General features: G+C 60.6%; 13 protein-coding genes and 1 pseudogene. 13 read left to right on the top strand and 1 reads right to left on the bottom strand.

All coding sequences use genetic code 11. The features are described 5' to 3' along the window. Positions 1 to 74 precede the first annotated feature (74 nt). Positions 75 to 2,057, top strand: coding sequence for a capsular polysaccharide biosynthesis protein (locus MPZ60_RS14790; RefSeq protein ID WP_242882048.1), 1,983 nt, complete (start codon positions 75 to 77; stop codon positions 2,055 to 2,057). A gap of 365 nt (positions 2,058 to 2,422) precedes the next feature. Here MPZ60_RS14790 and MPZ60_RS14780 read toward each other — a convergent pair. Beyond that, positions 2,423 to 3,975, bottom strand: a pseudogene (locus tag MPZ60_RS14780) (IS3 family transposase). Between the two features lie 86 nt (positions 3,976 to 4,061). Between MPZ60_RS14780 and MPZ60_RS14775 the strand changes: the two are divergent. From MPZ60_RS14775 to MPZ60_RS14720, 12 genes are all read left to right on the top strand, one after another. Further along, positions 4,062 to 5,318: a capsule biosynthesis protein gene (locus tag MPZ60_RS14775; protein ID WP_242882049.1), complete on the top strand. Its 1,257-nt coding sequence runs from the start codon at positions 4,062 to 4,064 to the stop codon at positions 5,316 to 5,318. Positions 5,319 to 5,354: 36 nt separating this feature from the next. Next, the gene (locus MPZ60_RS14770; RefSeq protein WP_034358581.1) at positions 5,355 to 6,665 is read left to right on the top strand and encodes a hypothetical protein; all 1,311 of its coding nucleotides are present in this window, start codon (positions 5,355 to 5,357) and stop codon (positions 6,663 to 6,665) included. Beyond that, positions 6,662 to 8,047, top strand: a complete 1,386-nt coding sequence (locus tag MPZ60_RS14765) for a cytochrome P450 (RefSeq protein ID WP_034358167.1) — start codon at positions 6,662 to 6,664, stop codon at positions 8,045 to 8,047. The genes MPZ60_RS14770 and MPZ60_RS14765 overlap by 4 nt, the downstream gene beginning before the upstream one ends. After that, on the top strand, positions 8,044 to 8,391 hold the full coding sequence (locus MPZ60_RS14760) for a hypothetical protein (protein ID WP_003067549.1): 348 nt from the start codon (positions 8,044 to 8,046) through the stop codon (positions 8,389 to 8,391). The genes MPZ60_RS14765 and MPZ60_RS14760 overlap by 4 nt, the downstream gene beginning before the upstream one ends. 174 nt (positions 8,392 to 8,565) lie before the next feature. Then, positions 8,566 to 9,072, top strand: coding sequence for a hypothetical protein (locus tag MPZ60_RS14755; RefSeq protein ID WP_080746231.1), 507 nt, complete (start codon positions 8,566 to 8,568; stop codon positions 9,070 to 9,072). Positions 9,073 to 9,461: 389 nt separating this feature from the next. Then, positions 9,462 to 10,154 (top strand): substrate-binding domain-containing protein, encoded by a 693-nt coding sequence (locus MPZ60_RS14750; protein ID WP_080746230.1) that lies wholly within the window; start codon positions 9,462 to 9,464, stop codon positions 10,152 to 10,154. Between the two features lie 161 nt (positions 10,155 to 10,315). Next, the gene (locus tag MPZ60_RS14745) at positions 10,316 to 11,713 is read left to right on the top strand and encodes an MFS transporter (RefSeq protein ID WP_034358165.1); all 1,398 of its coding nucleotides are present in this window, start codon (positions 10,316 to 10,318) and stop codon (positions 11,711 to 11,713) included. A gap of 39 nt (positions 11,714 to 11,752) precedes the next feature. Next, positions 11,753 to 12,781, top strand: a complete 1,029-nt coding sequence (locus MPZ60_RS14740) for an amidohydrolase family protein (RefSeq protein ID WP_003054189.1) — start codon at positions 11,753 to 11,755, stop codon at positions 12,779 to 12,781. A gap of 133 nt (positions 12,782 to 12,914) precedes the next feature. After that, positions 12,915 to 13,598 (top strand): 4-carboxy-4-hydroxy-2-oxoadipate aldolase/oxaloacetate decarboxylase, encoded by a 684-nt coding sequence (ligK, locus tag MPZ60_RS14735; protein ID WP_012838739.1) that lies wholly within the window; start codon positions 12,915 to 12,917, stop codon positions 13,596 to 13,598. A 171-nt stretch (positions 13,599 to 13,769) separates the two neighbouring features. Further along, positions 13,770 to 14,687: an amidohydrolase family protein gene (locus MPZ60_RS14730; RefSeq protein WP_034358164.1), complete on the top strand. Its 918-nt coding sequence runs from the start codon at positions 13,770 to 13,772 to the stop codon at positions 14,685 to 14,687. Positions 14,688 to 14,768: 81 nt separating this feature from the next. Beyond that, positions 14,769 to 15,218: a protocatechuate 4,5-dioxygenase subunit alpha gene (gene ligA / locus MPZ60_RS14725; RefSeq protein ID WP_012838737.1), complete on the top strand. Its 450-nt coding sequence runs from the start codon at positions 14,769 to 14,771 to the stop codon at positions 15,216 to 15,218. Between the two features lie 3 nt (positions 15,219 to 15,221). Continuing rightward, positions 15,222 to 16,091, top strand: a complete 870-nt coding sequence (locus tag MPZ60_RS14720) for a class III extradiol dioxygenase subunit beta (protein ID WP_149353966.1) — start codon at positions 15,222 to 15,224, stop codon at positions 16,089 to 16,091. Positions 16,092 to 16,173 lie beyond the last annotated feature (82 nt).

Here is a 16,173-nt window from a genome sequence, read left to right as displayed (position 1 = left end):
TCCCTTTCCTTGATAGGCTGGCGGGAGCTGATGTTTCGCGCCTGTCTTCCTGGCTCCGTTTGGATGTGGATGCTGTGGCTGGGTGGGGCCTGCGCCCCAGCACACGCAAGGCCATAGCTTATGCAAGCAAGCACGGGCTGCCTTATGTGGCACTGGAGGATGGCTTTCTACGCTCCTTTGGCACAGGCGAGCATTTCCCGCCGCTGTCGTTGGTGGTCGATGAAGAAGGCATCTACTACGACTGCACGCGGCCCAGTGCGTTGGAGCGCTTGCTTTGCAATGATGCTGATGTATTGACGCCAGATGCCACGCTGGCGCGGCAGGCCCGCGAGAAGCTGCTTTCAGCGGGCCTCAGCAAATACAACCATGCACCGGATCTGCCCGCAGGCGTGTTGCGCGTCGATGATGTTCAGCGGGTTCTGGTAGTGGACCAGACGGCTGGAGATATGAGTGTGGCCAAGGGTGGGGCGGATGCCGCTACGTTTGAAGCCATGCTGGCAGCCGCACAGGCCGAGAATCCGCAGGCCACTATCTATGTCAAGACCCACCCCGAAGTGACATCGGGCCGCAAGGGTGGCTATCTGACGGGCGTGCAGCCCGACGCACGCACAGTGGTACTGCGCGACGCCGTCAACCCGATGAGTCTGATTGCTCAGATGGACAAGGTCTATGTGGTCAGCTCGACCATGGGCTTTGAAGCCTTGCTTGCCGACAAGCCCGTCATCTGTTTTGGTGTGCCCTGGTATTCGGGCTGGGGCGTGACGGATGATCGCCAGCCGCAGCATCCGGCCATGGTGCGCCGGGTTGGCCGCAGGCGCTCGGTGGACGAATTGTTTGCAGCCGGCTATACGCATTACAGCCGCTATCTGAACCCTGAGACCCGGCAGCGCGGCAATGTACTGGATGTGCTGGACTGGCTGGAGCGTCAGCGCCAAGTGGCCCAGCGCTTTGATGGGCGCATGATTGTGGTGGGCTTTCGGCGCTGGAAGGCGGCGAACGTGAAGGCCATGCTGTCGCTGCATCCCGGCAAGGTGGTCTTTGTCAAGAATGCCGCTGCAGCCAGGGCTTTGCGGCCTGCTGGAGACGATTGCCTGGTCTGCTGGGGCCGGGTGCCGCCAAAGGGTGTGCAGGAGTTGGCTGATGAATCAGGCGTGCGCCTGCTTCGCATGGAGGACGGCTTTGTGCGCTCCGTGGGGCTGGGCTCCGACCTGATCCCGCCGCAGTCCTTTGTGCTGGATGCCAAGGGCATCTATTTCGACCCGGGTCAGCCTTCGGAGCTGGAGGAGCTGCTCAATACCCGGACATTCATGGTGCAGGACCTGGAGCGTGCGCGCAATGTGCGCGCCTTCATCGTCGAGCACGGCATCACCAAGTACAACCTGGAGCCCAATTGCCCGGTGGACTGGTTCCACAAGGACCGTCCGAAGGAAGGTCGGCAAGTGGTGCTGGTGCCGGGTCAGGTAGAGGACGATGCTTCCATTCGCTTTGGCTGCGATCCCAAGGGTGTTTGCACGAATCTGGGTCTGCTCCAGGCCGCACGCTCTGCATTCCCCGATGCTTTCATTGTCTTCAAGCCGCACCCTGATGTGAGCAGCGGCAATCGCAAGGGGCGTGTCGAGCCGGCTCAGGCTTTGCTGTATGCCGACCACATGGAGCAAGGTGCTTCGGTGGTGAGCTGTATTGAGGCCTGCGATGTGGTGGTGACCATGACCTCGCTGACCGGCTTTGATGCCTTGCTGCGCAACAAGCAAGTGGTGGTGCACGGGCGGCCGTTCTACGCTGGTTGGGGCCTCACGCAGGACTGTCTGCCCGTGCCGCGCCGCAGCCGCTCGCTGTCTCTGGATGAGCTGGTTGCCGGGGCGCTGCTGTACTACCCCTTGTACTGGGATCCGGTGCTCAGAGGCTACACGAGTTGCGAAGCGGTGCTCAGGCGTTTGCTTGAGCAACGTACTGCCCTGGAGCAGTCGGGCAGTTTGCAGGGCCTGAAGTCCGGCTGGTTGAGGCGGCAATGGCGTAAATCCAGGGTATTGCTGCAGTCGATTTTGTCGGATTGGTGATACTTACCTTTTTTTGCAATTATTTTTCATCGATTTGTTGTCAACGTGCAGTGATGTGCAGAGGTTTCTCTCGGTGAAACCCCCTAGAATAGGGAGGTCATGCTTCATGACGCCTCCATAAAGATACCAAGCGGCCTGACAGCCTGCAGTTCCTAACGCATGAAGAACAAGAGTGGATTTGCGTCTAAACGTGTTTTGTTGCTGCAAGGCCCGGTAGGGCCTTTTTTCTGGAACCTGGCCAAGGACTTGCGCTCGGTGGGGGCGACTGTTTTCAAGTTCAACTTCAATGCGGGGGATTGGCTGTTCTATCCCCGCAAGGCCCATTCGTTTAAGGGCGGCGTCTGTCAATGTAGTTGGAACATGAGTCATGCTGCTTCTAGTTCACTATGCACATGGATAACGGTCGTTTCCTTCTCTGGATTCAGCCAAACGCTGCCTACGGGTTGCCAGTTTCGAGTATTGCCCGACCAGCGTGCAGGATGCTGAGCGCGAGCGATCTGATAAAGGGCATGGCGCCGGGCAAGAATGGCGTGATCCTGGCCGGCGTGGCGCTGAGCGGGCGTGACGTAACGGATCTCGCTATGGCGATGCTGTTCGTTGTACCAATACACGAATTGCCCCACCCACTTGCGGGCGTCGGTCAGGTCGGCAAAGCCAGCCACAGGGAAGGCGGGATGGTATTTGCAGGTACGGAACAAGGATTCAGAGTAGGCGTTATCGTTCGAGACGCGGGCACGGCTGTGCGACGGTGTGACGCCGAGTTCTTCAAGCTTGGCATGGATGGTCGAACCCTTCATCGCCGAGCCGTTATCGCCGTGCAGGACCAGCGGCCGGTGACCACATTGCTCACGCAGTACCGCTCGTTGAACGACCTGCGCGCTGTTGGCCATGTTCTCGGCTTCAAAGACTTCGTGGCCCACGATCTTGCGGCTGTAGATGTCGACGATCAGGTACAGATAAAAGAACTGGCCGCGAACCCGGGTCGGCAGATAAGTCACATCCCAGCTCCACACGGCGTTGGCGTGGTCGGCACGATGGCGCCGTGGCGGGCCCTTGCGCTGGGGCGCGGCTTGGCGACCACGACGGCGCTGTTCTCCCGCCGCATGCAGGATGCGATAGAAGGTCGACTCCGAGGCAAGATACCGTTGCTCATCATCCAGCAGCCGCGCAACAATCTGCGCCGGAGGCAAGCTGGCAAACTGCGGTCGGTGGCAGACATCCAGCACCGCCTGGCGTTCTTTGTGCGTCAGGGCATGAGCCGGCCTTGGCCGTGTCGCGTGAGGCCGCTGGTCTTCACCACCTGCCGACCAACGCCGGTAGGTGTTCTGCCCGATTCCCAGCTCGCCACAGGCATGACGCAGGCGCGCACCGGCCGCTCTGGCTTGGTTGACCAACTCTACAATCCGACGGCGATCTGTGGCATTGGTCATTTTTCCTCGTCCCCCCAGATCGCCTGGACTTTTTTTCGCAGCGCCAGCAATGCTGCCGTTTCAGCCAAGGCGGCGTCCTTGCGACGCAACTCCCGCTCTAGCTCCCGTATGCGTTTGCGCTCGGCCTTGGTCGCTTCTGATTGCCGTGCGGCGGCTTGGTCAGACCGATCATTGGCCTGTTCACAACTGGCGCGCCAGCGACGAATCTGCTCAGGATATAGACCACGGCGACGGCAGTACTCGGACAGCTCTTCTTCGGTCAACGCAGCGGTTTCCAGTACCGCATTGAACTTCTGCGCCGAGGTCCAGCCTTCCGTGGTGGGGGAGGCGTTTGGAAGCAATCGGCCCGTGCTACGGGCTTGCTTTCGCCAGTTGTATATCGTGGCAGCTGAGATACCTTCCTCGCCAGCCAGATCATTGACGGTACGGTTATACGGCGCTTCCAGCTTGGCCAAGATGGCTTCGCGCCGCTCGGGGGAATACTTCATGGGAACCTTCTCTCTGCCCCAGGTTGGATATTCAAACTCTAACATCTGTAGAGGTTCCAACTATTCTGACAGCGGGGGAGGGGGAGTTGGCACAGTGGCCCGAGGCTCTGGAGGCCTTCATCATCAGACACCGGATTGACGCGGTGCTGCTGTTCGGCGATTGCCGGCCTGTGCATGCGTGCGTGCGCTCCATGACGGAGCGTCTGGGTTGTGCCTTAGGCGTGTTTGAAGAAGGCTATCTGCGGCCTGACCACATCACTTTTGAGCCCATGGGCGTCAACGGGCATTCTCATTTTGAAAAGAGACTGGCCATATGGCTTAAGCAGAGGGCGCAGCAAGAGACTGCGCCACAGCCTTCTCATCCGAATGGACCGATGACGGAGTCATGGAAGAAGGTCGGGAACTCATTCTGGCATTCGGCTATATGGGGCATGCTGTATTTCTTTGCTGCCTGGCTGGGGCAGTGGTTCTGGAATAACTCCCTGCATCACAGAAGCATGACCGTGAGGGATGCGCCTTGGTGGTGGCTGAGCTATCTGCGTAAATTCTGGTATCGCCGCACGGAAAAGGAAATCGAAGAGCGGCTGCTCGGCGATTTGCGCAAGAAATTCTTCCTGGCTCCGCTGCAGGTATATAACGATGCCCAGATCGTGGTTCACTCGAACTATGATTTCGTGACGGATTTCATCAATCACGTTTTGCATTCATTTTCCAGGGCACAGGCGCTGGAGCGCATGAACGGTGTGCCCGAAGGTGGAAAGTCGATTGCGGATGACGTGGTGGTGTTCAAGCACCACCCCATGGACCGGGGGCACCGGAACTACGCCAATATCATCAGCCTGTTGGCAAGGCGCCATGGTTTGCAGGGCAAGGTCTTATATATCCATGACCAGCATCTGCCATCGTTGCTCAAGAATGCCAAGGGGGTGGTGCTGGTCAATAGCACGACCGGTCTTTCGGCTTTGGGTCATGGTGCCCCTGTCAAGGTCTGCGGCAATGCCTTGTATGACCTGGAAGGCTTGACCTTTCAGGGCAAGATGCGGGATTTCTGGTTTCGGGCCCATCAGGCCATTCCTGATCAGGATATGCTCTCGCGCTTTCGCAGGGCCTTGATAGAGTGCACGCAGATCAACGGCAGCTTCTATCGCCGGCTTTCGGCTGTCTCATGGCGTTGCGGGGCCGCGCTGGACGGACAGATGGCTCAGCGTCTGTGGGGCGGCGGTTCGTCGGTGGATCCCTTGCTTTGGCCGGAAGAGGCTGTGGAGCCAGTATTCGTTGCCCGACAGGAAAATCAGGAAAATGCCATGCCTTCTATGTTGCAGGGGGTGGCCTCTGTTGAATAAGCCATGGTATGGAAGGATTCCGTTTTCCGGAGTGCAATGACTAGCAGAGAAAAGAATATCTCATTCGAGTCTTCCGGGAAGACAAGTGATTGCGAGCGCCTGGTGATCTTCATGGGTGGCTTTGATCCCCGTGGGGCAAGGCATTATCACCAGTTGATGCGCGCAGAATCGCAAAAGCAGCCGTCTGTTTCCGAGGGTAGAAAATACGCGATTGGCAGCAGAGAGAAGTGGAATGAGGGCGAGGCCGCGCAAGAAAAATCACTGCATTCTCGATGGCGGGTTTCTCAGGCGGGGTCCGAAAATACTGCATCTGCCGATTTTGTTTTCTTTGACTGGCATGATCAGGTTCGTCTTCATTGGCCCCAGAGTCGGGCGGAAGTCTTTCGCCAGGCCCTGGGAACCTATATTGCTGTCTGGAATTTGAGGCAGTGGCTGAAACCTGTGCGAGAGCAGGCGCGCTTTACTTTGTGGGCGCTGATGTACCCGCTGTTTTATGTGCTGCTGGTGCTGCTGGCCGGAATCGGCATGGGATCCTTGCTCGTTAATCTATGGGACGGTTTGCCGAAAGCGGGCGCATTCGCACTGATGCTTGCGGTGCTTGCTGCCGTTTGCTGGGGCGGCTTTGTGCTGGACCGGTATCTGCATATCAGCTGGCTTTTGAGAATTTTGAACTTTGCCCATGCCAGTTCCGGGAAAACATTCCCCGTGCTGGATGCGCGTATCGAGGCGATGGCCGCCGAGGTGGCGCAGGCCATGCAGCAGCAGCGTTGGCGCGAGGTGGTCGTGGTCGGCTTCAGTGTCGGCAGTGTGCAGGCTCTGAAGCTGACTCAGGCGCTTCGCCGTAAGCTGGCTGAAGATCCGTTATCCTCACACGCTTCTCGCAAGCCGCTGGTGAGCTTGGTCACCCTGGGCAATTGCATTCCGTTGTTTGCGCTGTTTCCCGGCGCTGGCGCGTTGCGGCAAACCTTGCGTGAGGTCGCCATGGACGACGCGGTGTACTGGGCCGATATTTCTTCTCCCAGCGATAGCGTGTGTTTCGGCATGTGCGATGTGGTGGGGCTGTCGTTGCGCGAAGATGGGCGCAAGGATGGGGCCCCGTCCGTCAACTCCGTTGCTGATTCCAGCAAGCGCCGGCCGCAGTGGGGATTCAATCCGCAAGCGATATGCTCCCCGCGCTTTCACAAGCTGTTTTTGCCGACAACCTACCGTTGGTTGCGCAGGAACAAGATGCGCATGCATTTTCAGTATCTGATGGCCGGCGAAGTTGCCGGTGCCTATGATTATTTCGAGTTGCTCACCAGCGCCGGTCCGATGCGTGACTACATAGAGAGGAAATTGGTGCGATGAGTCGTTTCTGTCCCGTTTATCCCAAGCCCCACCCCGAACAGACATCGAAGTTGCGCATGTTCTGGCATGCGCGGCGCTCCTGGATGGATGCCCTGTTCGAGCGCAGCTACAGCATGCAGATGGGTGAGGTTCATCTGCCCGGCGTGGATCTTTACATGCTCAATGACACCAAAGAGGTCAAGAGAGTCATGCAGAGCGAGGCGCAGCAGTTTCCCAAAAGCCATCTGCTGCATGAATCGCTGGAGCCTTTGCTGGGAGACAGCATCTTCACGACCAATGGCGAGCAGTGGCAGCGTCAGCGCACCATGATGAACCCCGCGTTTGCCCAGGCGCGCGTGAACGTCGCTTTCCCACGCATGCTGGGAGCTGCGCAATCCATGCTGGAGCGCCTGGATGCCGTGGAGGAGGGACAGCCGTACGACATCGAGATCGAGATGACCCATGTCACGGCCGACATCATTTTCCGCACGATTTTCTCCAAGCCCATGCAGGGGCCGGATGCGCATCGCATCTTCGAGGCATTTGCCCGCTATCAGTCACTGGCGCCCAAGCTCATGCTGCCAGCGCTGTTCGGTGCTCGCTGGTTGACCATGCCCTGGTATCGCTGGCAGAGCAACCAGGCGGCCAGGGAGATTCGTGGTTTGCTGCACGCCATGATCAAGCCGCGCTATGAAGCGCATCTGAAGGGCGAGGCCGAGGAACAGGAGGATATTCTTGCCGCCTTCATGCAGGCCAAGGACCCGAACACAGGCGAGCCTTTCAACGAGGAAGAGCTGGTCAATCAGGTCGCCATGCTGTTTCTGGCAGGGCATGAAACTTCGGCCAGCGCGCTGACCTGGGCCAGCTATCTTCTGGCCCAGTCACCCGACATACAGCAGCGTGCCTACGAGCAAGTGGTGGAAGTGGTTGGCGATCGTCTGCCGCAGCAGGCGGACATGAAGAGCTTCTCTCAGGTCTGGAATATCTTTCGGGAGACCTTGCGTCTGTTTCCCCCTGTGGGCTTCTTCGCCCGGGAGAATGTTCAGTCCTGTCCTATCAGGGGCAAGCAGCTGAAGGAGCGCAGCACGGTGGTGGTGGCGCCCTGGCTGTTGCAGCGCCACCGAAAATGGTGGAAGAACCCAGATGCCTTCGACCCGGATCGCTTTGACCGTGAGGAGGACAAGGAAGCCATCAAACACGCCTACATGCCTTTCAGCATGGGTCCGCGCGTTTGTCTGGGGGCCGCATTTGCCTTGCAGGAGGCGGTCTTGATTCTGGCCTGCCTGCTGCAGCGCTATGAAATCCTGCCGGCGGCAGGCCATGTGCCGCAGCCTGTGGGGCGGCTGACGATTCGCTCCGAAAATGGCGTACGCATCAATTTGCGCAAGAGAGAGGCTGCATGAAGGAGCGCCTGGCAGGTTTTGCGCTGATGTGTGCAGTCGTTCCGCTGGCGGTCGTGGGCTGGCTGATTCTTTGCTGGGTCGGCCTGTTCGGCAAGACGGAGCGGGGCAGGGCCGGAGTGCGGGCGCTGGACCATTTTGTCAATGCGGCAGTGCTCAATGGCTATGCCTGGGAAAGCGTGTCATCGCATGCCTGGCGCGAACGCGAGAACAAGCGCTGGGCGCGTTGGGTCATCCGGATCACCGATCACTTCCAGAAGGATCACTGCATGCGTGCCAACAAGCGCGAGCAGCCCGTGGTGGACCTGATTCTGAAAAAAGGTCTGCAGGGCCAGACGATCAGGTGACAGGGCTGCCAGGCCATCCAGCCCATGAGCCGGGTGAGCTCATTACGCCTCATTACGCTTCATGCCAGGTCCAGGTCAGCGAGATTCGGCTCTGGCACGTTAAGGACTGAAGCGTTTCCGGGACGAAGCGCGATCTCGCCGGCCCACGGTGATCTATATCGAGCATGGAGACATATGTCCAATCGCACTTCACTCATCCGCAGCCTGGCAGCCTTGGCGCTGGTTTGCGCAGCGGGTGCCGCCCAGGCGCAGGCCTATATCAGCGGCTCCATCTCAGGGCAGCTGGCGCCCGGGGTTTACGGCCAGGTCAATATCGGTAATGCACCGCCGCCGCTGCTGTATGCCCAGCCGATGTGGGGCGGCCCGGTAGTGCCGCAGGTGCAGCCCATCTATATGTGGGTGCCGCCCGGCCATTCGCGCAACTGGCGCCGCTACTGCGGCCGCTACCACGCCTGCGGCCAGCCGGTCTATTTCCTGCGCAATCCGCCACCCCATTGGCGTGCAGGACCTCCGCCGCGCCACCACCACGAGCGACGCGACTGGCATGACGACCGCCGGGACCATAGGCACTGGGACAGAGACGATCGCCGCGATCGACGTGACTGGGACAGGCATGATCGCGATGATCGGGGGGGGCGTGGTCATGGTCACGGGCGTGGGCATGGACGCCATGACGACTGAATTAGGGGTTAACCACTAAATTCACTGTTGCTTATGCACAGCAATGAAGGCTGATTGCTATTGAAAAAATAGCAATCAGCCTTTTATTTTTATTGGCTTCATGCTTTGTTTGTAGGTATTTATACGTGTTATGAGCAAGCACTTTGCTATGCCTTTGCGGCATAGCTGCTAGCAGAGGGCTTGCCTAGTGGGAGGGCGCGGGGCTGCCGACAATAGTCTCATTCGTTTTGACTATATGGTTGCCCTGATGCAAGCCCTGTCGAGCGCCTCGTCCTGCCGGTGCAGTCTGCCCGCAGCGTGACGGGAGTGGCTTGAAAGGCCTCAACGGCCGGGACGCGGCATTCGAGATTGCGGGGCAGCCATGGCATCCACTTCAGGAGTCTTCCGGCATGAGCGCAGCACTCAAAGGCATTTCTTCCATGGCAACCCGCCAGGTCCTGGCGGATCTGGTTGCAGCCTGGCAGGAGAAGGGCGGCGAGCCGGTGCAGATCGAATCCGTGGGTGGTGTGGATGCCGCGCAGCGTGTGCAGTCCGGTGAAGAGGCTTTTGATGTGGTCTTCCTGGCTTCCAACGCCATCGACAAGCTGCAGGCCGCCGGCCGAGTGGTCGCAGGCAGCAAGGTGGATCTGGTGCTCTCTGGCACCGCCGTGGCCGTGCCTGCTGCTGCGGAGCAGCCCGATATCGGTTCTGAAGAGGCTGTGCGTGCTGCCGTGCTGGCCGCGCCCAGCATTGGCTATTCCACCGGCCCCAGCGGTGTGGCACTGCAAAAGCTGTTCGAGCGCTGGGGCATTGCCGACGAGATCAAGTCCCGCATCGTGCAGGCCCGGCCCGGTGTACCCGTGGGCTCCATGATTGCTTCGGGCGAAGTGGCGCTGGGCTTTCAGCAACTGAGCGAGCTGATCCATGTCGCGGGCATACAGATCGTGGGCGGCCTGCCTGCAGCGATTGCCATCGACACGGTGTTTTCTGCCGGCGTTGTGACGGGCTCGGCACATGCGGATGCCGTGCAGCGTCTGCTGGCCTTCATGGCTTCGCCTGAAGCCGAAGCGGCCAAGCGCCGCCAGGGCATGGAGCCCGCTTGAATTGATTCGTGTCCAGGCGGGGGCCTGGCACTGACACCCCATCCAGCAAAAGGGCAGTCATAGCCCTTTCGTGACGGACGTACCAGATGCCTTCGAGGCTTTGGCGCCAGCCGCGAGACAGGAGATAGAGGCGACAAAGAGAGGCAACTGAGATTCCAACTATGACTTCGCAAACTAGCAAACAGAGCACCGGCCCGGCGGTCGTCAATGTGCAGACCGTGCTCAACGAGAGCCCGTTTTCACGCTTCCAGTGGGGGATTTTCTTCCTCTGTTTTTTGATTGTTCTGCTCGACGGTTTTGATACCGCCGCCATCGGCTTCATCGCTCCTTCGCTGCTTGGCGAATGGGGCATCGACAAGTCCCATCTGGGCCCGGTGCTGAGCGCGGCCCTGTTCGGCCTGGCGTTCGGCGCGCTGGGCGCGGGTCCGCTGGCGGACCGCGTGGGCCGCAAGACCGTGCTGATCATCGCTTCGGTGGTGATGGGCGGTGCATCGATTGCTTCCGGTCTGGTGCACGATCTGCAAGGCCTGACCATCTGGCGCTTCATCACCGGCCTGGGTCTTGGCGCCGCCATGCCCAACGCCATCACGCTGATGAACGAATACTGCCCTGACAGCAAGCGTTCCTTCATCACCAACTGCATGTTCTGCGGCTTCCCCATCGGCTCGGCCTTCGGCGGCTTTATCGCCGCCTGGATGATTCCGCATTTCGGCTGGCGCAGCCTGCTGATCGTGGGCGGCGTGGTGCCCCTGATCCTGGCCGTGCTGATGATCGTGATGCTGCCCGAGTCGGTGCGTTTCATGGTGCTCAAGAACTACTCGGCAGACCGCGTGCGCAAGGTGATGGTGCGCATCGCCGCCGGCACGCGCAATGCAGCGCGTTTTGTGCTGAACGACGGCGGCGAGGGGGCTGCCCAGGCACAGCAAGGTCCTCAGGGCCTGCGTCTGGTGTTCTCGCAGAAATATCTGGTCGGCACGCTGGCCCTGTGGGTGACGTATTTCATGGGCCTGGTGATCGTCTACGGCCTGGTCAACTGGATGCCTGTGCTGTTCAAGGAAGCAGGTGTACCCGCCAGCCAGGCGGCCGTGATTGCCGCGCTGTTCCAGCTCGGCGGCGTGGGCGCGATCTTCGTCGGTTTGCTGATGGACCGCTGGAATGCCAATCTGATCATCGCGACGGGCTACTTCCTGACCAGCCTGGGCGTGGCCTTCATCGGCCAGGTGCTCGGCGGTGGCGTGGGCATGCTGGTGGCTTCGGTATTCATTGCCGGTTTGCTGATGAATGCGGCACAGTCGTCCATGCAGGCGCTGGCTGCCGAGTACTACCCCACGGAATGCCGCGCCAGTGGCGTGTCCTGGATGCTGGGCATCGGCCGCTTTGGCGGCATTGCAGGCTCTTTCCTGGTGGCCGAGCTGTCGCGCCGTCACCTGGAGCTGCCGCAGGTCTTCATGGTGGTGGCCATTCCCGGTGTCATCGCCGCGCTGGCGCTGCTGGTCAAGAACCGCTATGCCGGCGGCGCACCGCGCACCTCCATGCTGGGCCTGGGCGGCGCGCACTGAACTTTTTGATTGACGAATTATTTTTAACGGAGCTTGAAGATGATCATTGACGTACACGGTCACTACACCACGGCGCCTGCGGCTCTGGGCGCATGGCGCGATCTGCAGATCGCCGGCCTCAAGGACCCGAGCAAGACCCCGTCGGTGGCCGATCTGAAGATCAGCGACGATGAAATCCGCGAGACCATTGAAACCAACCAGCTGCGTCTGATGAAGGAACGTGGTTCCGATCTGACCATCTTCAGCCCCCGTGCCTCGTTCATGGCGCACCACATCGGTGACTTCCAGACCTCCAGCACCTGGGCCGCCATCTGCAACGAGCTCTGCTTCCGCGTCAGCGAGCTGTTCCCCGATCACTTCATTCCCGCCGCCATGCTGCCCCAGTCGCCCGGCGTGGACCCTGCAACCTGCATTCCCGAGCTGGTCAAGTGCGTTGAGCAATACGGCAACGTGGGCCTGAACCTGAACCCCGATCCCTCGGGCGGCCACTGGACTTCGCCCCCGCTGTCCGACAAGAGCTGGTACCCCATCTACGAAAAGATGGTGGAGTACGACATCCCCGCGATGATCCACGTCTCTACCAGCTGCAACAGCTGCTTCCACACCACGGGCAGCCACTATCTGAATGCCGACACCACGGCCTTCATGCAGTGCCTGACTTCGGATCTGTTCAAGGACTTCCCGACCCTGAAGTTCCTGATCCCCCATGGCGGCGGCGCCGTGCCTTACCACTGGGGCCGTTTCCGCGGTCTGGCGCAGGAGATGAAGAAGCCGCTGCTGGAAGAGCATCTGCTGAACAACATCTACTTCGACACCTGCGTCTACCACCAGCCGGGCATCAACCTGCTGACGGAAGTGATTCCGACCAAGAACATCCTGTTCGCCAGCGAAATGATCGGCGCCGTGCGCGGCATCGATCCGCAGACCGGTCACTACTACGACGACACCAAGCGCTACATCGAAGCCACGCAGAACCTGACGGCCGATGAAAAGCACGCCGTCTATGAAGGCAATGCCCGCCGCGTGTTCACGCGCCTGGACAAGGCGCTCAAGGCCAAGGGCCTGTAACTTCTCAAAAAAGAGAGCTGCTAGCGTACGGTATGAAAGGTTTTCAATAAGAAAACTATTCAAATCTGATGAATGACAAGCGCTACCAGCTCACTTTTTGGATTCAATAACGTCAAAGCAAAGAGGTATTTCCATGTACGAACTGGGAGTTGTCTACCGCAATATCCAGCGCGCCGACCGCGCTGCTGCTGACGGCCTGGCCGCCCTGGGCTCTGCTACCGTGCACGAGGCCATGGGCCGCGTCGGTCTGCTCAAGCCCTATATGCGCCCCATCTATGCCGGCAAGCAAGTCTCCGGCACGGCAGTCACGGTGCTGCTGCAGCCCGGCGACAACTGGATGATGCATGTGGCTGCTGAGCAGATTCAGCCCGGCGACATCGTGGTCGCTGCCGTCACCGCCGAGTGCTCCGACGGCTACTTCGGCGACCTGCTGGCCACCAGCTTCCAGGCGCGCGGCGCACGCGCGCTGATCATTGATGCCGGCGTGCGCGACGTGAAGACGCTGCAGGAGATGGACTTCCCGGTCTGGAGCAAGGCCATCTCTTCCAAGGGCACGATCAAGGCCACCCTGGGCTCGGTCAACATCCCCATCGTCTGCGCCGGCATGCTGGTCACGCCCGGTGACGTGATCGTCGCCGACGATGACGGTGTGGTCTGCGTGCCCGCCGCGCGTGCCGTGGAAGTACTGGCTGCTGCCCAGAAGCGCGAAAGCTTCGAGGGCGAAAAGCGCGCCAAGCTGGCCTCGGGCGTCCTGGGCCTGGATATGTACAAGATGCGCGAGCCCCTGGAAAAGGCCGGCTTGCGCTATGTGGATTAACTCCCCCTGAGCGGCTGCGCCGCTTCCCTCTCTCTCGCTGCGCGGGAAGGGGACGACACCCTCGGTGCGGGGCGGCCTTTCCTCGGTGTCTCTGAGATGTGGCAGCGCCAGTTTCATGGATGGTGGGAAGTGCGCAGCGCACGGTGCAATCAACAATTGAGGAGCAAACAGATGAGCGCCTTTGAAAAAACCCCCGGCTGGCTGGACTGGTACGCCAACCCCAGCAAGCCCCAGTTCAAGCTGCCTGCCGGCGCTGTGGATGCGCACTGCCACGTGTTCGGTCCCGGCAACGAGTTCCCCTTCGCCCCCGAGCGCAAGTACACGCCCTGCGATGCCAGCAAGGCCCAGCTGTATGCGCTGCGCGACCATCTGGGTTTTGCGCGCAATGTGGTGGTGCAGGCCACCTGCCACGGTGCGGACAACCGCGCCATGGTCGATGCCTGCAAGTCCTCGGGCGGCAAGGCCCGCGGCGTGGCCACGGTCAAGCGCTCCATCAGCGATGCCGAGCTGCAGGAGCTGCACGACGCCGGCGTGCGCGGCGTGCGCTTCAACTTCGTCAAGCGCCTGGTGGACTTCACGCCCAAGGACGAGCTGATGGAGATCGCGGGCCGTATCGCCAAGCTGGGCTGGCATGTGGTGATCTATTTCGAAGCCGTGGATCTGCCCGAGCTGTGGGACTTCTTCACCGCGCTGCCCACCACTGTGGTGGTTGACCACATGGGCCGCCCCGACGTCACCAAGGGCGTGGACAGCGAGGAGTTCGCCCTGTTCCTGAAGTTCATGCGCGAGCACCAGAACGTATGGAGCAAGGTGTCCTGCCCCGAGCGCCTTTCCGTCTCCGGCCCCAAGGCCCTTCATGGTGAGCAGAACGCCTACCAGGACGTGGTGCCTTTCGCGCGCCGCGTGGTCGAGGAGTTCCCCGAGCGCGTGCTCTGGGGCACCGACTGGCCGCACCCCAACCTGAAGGACCACATGCCCGACGACGGCCTGCTGGTGGACTTCATTCCTCATATCGCTCCCACCGCAGAGCTGCAGCAAAAGCTGCTGGTGGACAACCCCATGCGTCTGTACTGGCCCGAAGAGGTCTGACGGAGTTCCGGCGACACATACACCCGGAAACAGGTCGCAGCCTTGTCGCATGGGCTGCGTCATCCGCAACGAGGAGAATTTATGGCTTTGGAAAAACCGTATCTGGACGTGCCCGGCACCATCATTTTCGATGCCGAGCAGTCCCGCAAGGGCTACTGGCTCAACCAGTTCTGCATGAGCCTGATGAAGGCCGAGAACCGCGAGCGCTTTCGCGCCAACGAGCGTGCCTATCTGGACGAGTGGGCGATGACCGAGGAGCAGAAGCAGGCCGTGCTGGCGCGTGATCTGAACTGGTGCATGCGCACCGGCGGCAATATCTACTTCCTAGCCAAGATCGGCGCCACCGACGGCAAGAGCTTCCAGCAGATGGCGGGCTCCATGACCGGCATGACCGAAGAGGAATACCGCGCCATGATGATGGGCGGCGGCCGCTCTGCCGATGGCAATCGCTATGTGGGCGAGGACGGTGATGCGCAGGCGCATCGCCAGCCCCAGGGCAGCGCAGGCAACCAGAACAAGGAAGGCAACTAAGACATGGCACGCATCACCGCATCCGTTTTCACCTCGCACGTGCCTGCCATCGGCGCCGCCATGGACATGGGCAAGACCCAGGAAGCCTATTGGGCGCCCTTGTTCAAAGGTTATGACTTCTCCCGTCAGTGGATGAAGGACAACAAGCCCGATGTGATCTTCCTGGTCTACAACGACCACGCCACGGCCTTCAGTCTGGACTGCATTCCCACCTTCGCCATCGGCACGGCTGCGGAATTCCAGCCCGCCGACGAAGGCTGGGGCCCGCGTCCCGTGCCCAAGGTGGTCGGCCATCCCGATCTGGGCAGCCACATTGCCCAGTCCGTGATCCAGCAGGACTTCGATCTGACCATCGTCAACAAGATGGACGTGGACCATGGCCTCACGGTGCCGCTGTCGCTGATGTGCGGCGAGCAGGACCCCAAGACCGGCTCCTGGCCCTGCCCGGTGATCCCCTTCGCCGTGAACGTGGTGCAGTATCCCGTGCCCACCGGCCAGCGCTGCTTCAACCTGGGCCGCGCCATCCGCAAGGCCGTGGAGAGCTACGACCAGGACATCAACGTCCATATCTGGGGCACGGGCGGCATGAGCCACCAGCTGCAGGGCGCGCGCGCAGGCCTGATCAACAAGGAATGGGACAACCAGTTCCTGGACCTGCTGATCGAGAACCCCCACGGTCTGGCGCAGATGCCGCACATCGACTACGTGCGCGAAGCCGGCTCGGAAGGCATCGAGCTGGTGATGTGGCTGATCGCGCGCGGCGCCATGTCCGATGTGGACGGCCCCGCACCGCTGCCCAAGGTGGCGCACCGCTTCTACCATGTGCCTGCATCGAACACCGCAGTGGGCCATCTGATCCTCGAGAATCAGTAAACGTTTCACCACGTTCGCTGCTTCGCGTATTCACTGCCCCCTGTGGGGGGCTTCGCCTCCTTGAGGCGGCTCTACGGAGATC

The organism is Comamonas sp. 7D-2, assembly GCF_022749555.1.
Lineage (GTDB): Bacteria > Pseudomonadota > Gammaproteobacteria > Burkholderiales > Burkholderiaceae_C > Comamonas > Comamonas thiooxydans.
The sequence above is the reverse complement of the archived record's forward strand: the minus strand, read 5'-3'. Positions and strand labels throughout refer to the sequence as shown.